Origin of the sequence: Rhizobium sp. RSm-3, assembly GCF_001854685.1 — a bacterium.
Taxonomy (GTDB): domain Bacteria; phylum Pseudomonadota; class Alphaproteobacteria; order Rhizobiales; family Rhizobiaceae; genus Rhizobium; species Rhizobium ecuadorense.
On sequence record NZ_MAWZ01000047.1, the window covers coordinates 1 to 3,632 of the forward strand.

A 3,632-nucleotide genomic window follows, 5' to 3' on the forward strand; every position below is an offset into this window, starting at 1 on the left:
GGTGCCGATCATGATCGCCGCCATGACGTCGTTGAACGAATAGCTGGCGAGATTGCTGGAGGGCAGCGGCGAGACGCTCTTGTCCCACTCGGCATTGGCCGGCAACTTCGAGACCAGGCTGGCGCCCATGACGAGCCCTTCCAGCGCGGTCTGCACCGCATGGCGGTAGCCCAAGACCTCCTTGCCGCCGGGTGCGCTCAGGCGCGACGTCAGGCGCTCCAGATTGCCGGCGAGATCGCCGATGCCGATTTCTCCGGCGCCTACCTTGTCGAGCAGCGGACCGAGAAGCGCCTTGACGTCGGCCTTGAACTGATCGCGCACCTCGGGGCTGTCTGACCCGTAAAACTGGTTGGCCATCGCCTGGATGGTCGGGTTGAACAGGTGGGTGATATTGTTGGGAACGGTGCTGCCGAATTCGGAAGCGGCAACCTTTTTCAAACCGTCGAGGTCGATCTTGAGATCGGGGAACAGGCTCCCGCCGAGCCCGAGCGACTGGTCGAAATCCACAACCGGCAGGATGGAGCCGAGCCCCTTCAGTTCCCGCTCGGTCTTGTTGCCGGCCAGTCCCATGCGGATCAGGCCATCGAGCGCCGTCGTCGGATCGGAGATCGTCGGCAGCACGTTCTTGTCGAAGAATTCGGCATAGGTCTTGTCGGCAATCGCCGAGCGCTGCTTTACGAAATCGTCGGGAAGCACCATGGAATAGAAGCCGAGGGCGGCATTATATTCCTTGAGAATGGTGGTGACGTCCTTGCCGGATTTGAGACCGTCATTCAGCAGGCCGCCATTGACGATGTCGCGCTCAAAGGCATCCTCGACCTTCGTACGCAGGTCCTTCATCTTCTCGTCACGCGTTATCGTGTCGTTGATGATCTCGGAAGCGTCCTTGTTCGTATCGGGCGGCGCCACGCGATAACCGGAGAAGATCAGCTTGAAGGCCTTCAGCGCCTTCTCCGTCATCAGCGAGTTGACGTCGGGGTCCGAGCCCAGGATGGCGATCGACTTGTCGAGATCCTTCAGGATCTCCTGGTCGTTGTAGATGCCGCGCTGGTTGTCGCCGAGGCTGTCCTTGTATTGGCCGAAGGTCGCCTTGGTCTGAAGCAGATCGAGATACATGATCAGTTTCTGCTCGGCAGTGTAATTGTGAGGGTTTTTGACGACGTCGATGCTCTCGAAGGATTTGTCCTTGTCCTTCAGCCCTTCCATGAAGCCCTGATTGATCTCGCTCATGAAATCGGAATTGAACAGGAGATCGATGACCGGCTGGATCGGCGCGGTAGGGCGGGACGTGCCATTCGACGTGGCGGCCAGCGAAACGAACTTCGGACTGCTCGTCTGCGCCGATATAGAGGAGAAAATCGTCAGGGCTGCCGTCGTGGTCCCGTCAGAGGCAAAAGGCGATGCCTTCTTGACCGTGGTGCTCGTGGTTTTGCCCTGGCTCGTGGAATTTTCGGACTTTGGATCGGAATTGGCGTTTAGCCGGAGAAATGAAACCGTATCGATATCCGAAGATGCTGGTGCGATCGATGACATGCGTTCCCTTTGATTTTCTTTTTCCGCTTTTCGCGGATGACGTCGTTTACCTTACGTTAGGCATAAGATCGACCTTTGCGTGATAATTCAAGCCCGATCGCGACATCGCGGTTGCATAAAATGCAGCGGCCTCGCGCCTGGAGATCAAAAATCACATTTTTACCGAGGGGTCGCAGGGTATTTCCCAGGCTGTGGCGGTCATCGTTGCCGCCCCTCTGCCTCTACCAGATGAATGACGGGTCTGGCCCAAATTCGAGATGCACGGACTCGCCGGTGTAGCGTTCAAGCTTCTCGTTCAGCTGCTTTTCCATTTTGTCGAGCTTCTTCACGCCATTGGCCATATCCCACAGACCAAGCGCCAGCCCGACGGCCGAGGCAACGAGGCCGGTGACCAGTCCGGCCGCGGCAAGGCCGGTTTTGGCGGCGCTGCTGAAGATGGTCACGACTTCCGGCGCCACCGTTGCGAGTCCGGAAAAGGCACGGGACATGGCATTGGTCAGATAAAGCATCGCCTCGGAGAAACCGATCAGCGCGTTGCCGGTACCGGCAATGCCGCCGATTATTTCGAGCGCGCCCTTGGCGCGGTCGCCGGCCTTCATCGACCGCGACGCCGAATAGAAGCCGAGGCCGGCCATGGCGAGGCCGCCGGCCGCGCCGAGGATCTTGCCTGCCGCTTCAATCGTCTTCGGCGAGAAGTTCATCGAGATCCCCTTGCCCCAGCTGCCAGGCTGATTGCCGAAGGCGCTGAACGGTTTGCCGGCAACGTCGAGGTTCTTGCCGAGACCTTCCATCGTCATGCCGACGATCTGCGTCGCCGAGCCGACCGCGGCGGCGATATCGGCCGGCGTCCACTTGCCGCCGGCGCCGAGGCCGCGCGCCACCAGCACGCTCGACATCGTCAGCATCTGCACGGCGTGCACCAGACCGGCCTTGTACACCTCGGCATCGATGCCGGCAGGTGTCCGGGTCTGGCGCGGCAGATCGAGCGAATCCTTGAAGGAGGCGAGCGCATCGTCGAGCTTCATACCGCCGCGCACCATCCGCAGAACGCCGTCGACGTCGCGCGCTATATCCTGCGCCAGGTTCTGTTTCAGCGTTTCGCCGCCATCGGCCGGGCCGTTTTTGCTGATGAAATCCTCGGCGAACGTAGTTGCCAACTGGCTGATGGCGTCATTCGTCGCCCCGGGCTCGAAGGTGTCATCCGGCCCCGACAGCAGCGGCTCGAGATCGACACCCTGGCCGTCGCCGATATAATGTTCCTTGACGATATTGGCGAAGGTGACGTTCGCGGCGTCGAGATGCGCATCGATATAATCCTGGGGCAGGAGATCGACGAGGGTGTTGAGTTCGGAATAATAATCCTTCAGGGCATCTTCGAAGCTCTTGCCGGCGCTCAGCGCCCGGTCGATCGCCTTGCCTCCTCCGATGTCGATCAGATAGGCGTCCTCGATGTTGGTGAGCAGATCGGAATTCTCCGGTCGCTGCAGATATTCCTTCATGCCGCTCGCGAAGATATCCGAGAGATGCTGCTGCGTCGCCGGATCGGCCGTCAGCTTTTCGATCCGCGCATCGAGGTCCTTGCCGACGCGCTCGCCATCGGGCACGCTGTCGCCATACTGGTTCATATAGCCATTGAACTGCTGTTTGATCTCGATGAGATCGTAGAGCAGCGTCGCCTTCTGTTCCGGCGTCAGCTGGTCGAGGTGGTCCATGTTGTCGGGCGCGACGAAATCCCGGTTCACGTCTTCACGGCGTCGCCGAGAATGCCGTATTTGAGTTCGTCGAGCTTCTTCAGCGTCGGCTCATAGGCGGTCGACGGAGCGTAGCCGCGCAGCACCTTGCTTTCCAGGATGTCGTTCTCGTCGATCGGGCGCTCCACGACCGGCTCGATGGCATCCGAGCCCGACATGACAAGGTCCATCTTCTTGAGGCTGGATGTCAGATAGTCGCTGTCGATATAGGGCAGATCGAGACTTTGGATGGTCTTGCTCCAGCCATTGTCCTTGGTGGCGAACATGCGCTCGGCGATCCAGGCGTCGCCGCCGCTGCCGGCGAAGAAGCGCCCGCCGTCTGAGCCGTTGGCGGCAATGCCCTTGCCG

2 protein-coding genes and 2 pseudogenes are annotated in these 3,632 nt (G+C 60.1%); 1 reads left to right on the plus strand and 3 read right to left on the minus strand.

What is annotated here, in order from left to right; all coding sequences use genetic code 11:
- Positions 1 to 1,230, minus strand: a pseudogene (locus tag BBJ66_RS27100) (hypothetical protein); the annotation flags it as partial.
- 25 nt (positions 1,231 to 1,255) lie between these two features.
- Here BBJ66_RS27100 and BBJ66_RS35510 point away from each other — a divergent pair.
- On the plus strand, positions 1,256 to 1,546 hold the full coding sequence (locus BBJ66_RS35510) for a hypothetical protein (RefSeq protein WP_004672580.1): 291 nt from the start codon (positions 1,256 to 1,258) through the stop codon (positions 1,544 to 1,546).
- 208 nt (positions 1,547 to 1,754) lie between these two features.
- Here BBJ66_RS35510 and BBJ66_RS27105 read toward each other — a convergent pair whose 3' ends face one another.
- Both BBJ66_RS27105 and BBJ66_RS35515 read right to left on the minus strand, forming a co-directional pair.
- On the minus strand, positions 1,755 to 3,275 hold the full coding sequence (locus BBJ66_RS27105; protein ID WP_225882927.1) for a hypothetical protein: 1,521 nt from the start codon (positions 3,273 to 3,275) through the stop codon (positions 1,755 to 1,757).
- Positions 3,272 to 3,632, minus strand: a pseudogene (locus BBJ66_RS35515) (hypothetical protein); the annotation flags it as partial. The pseudogene BBJ66_RS35515 and the gene BBJ66_RS27105, both read right to left, overlap by 4 nt.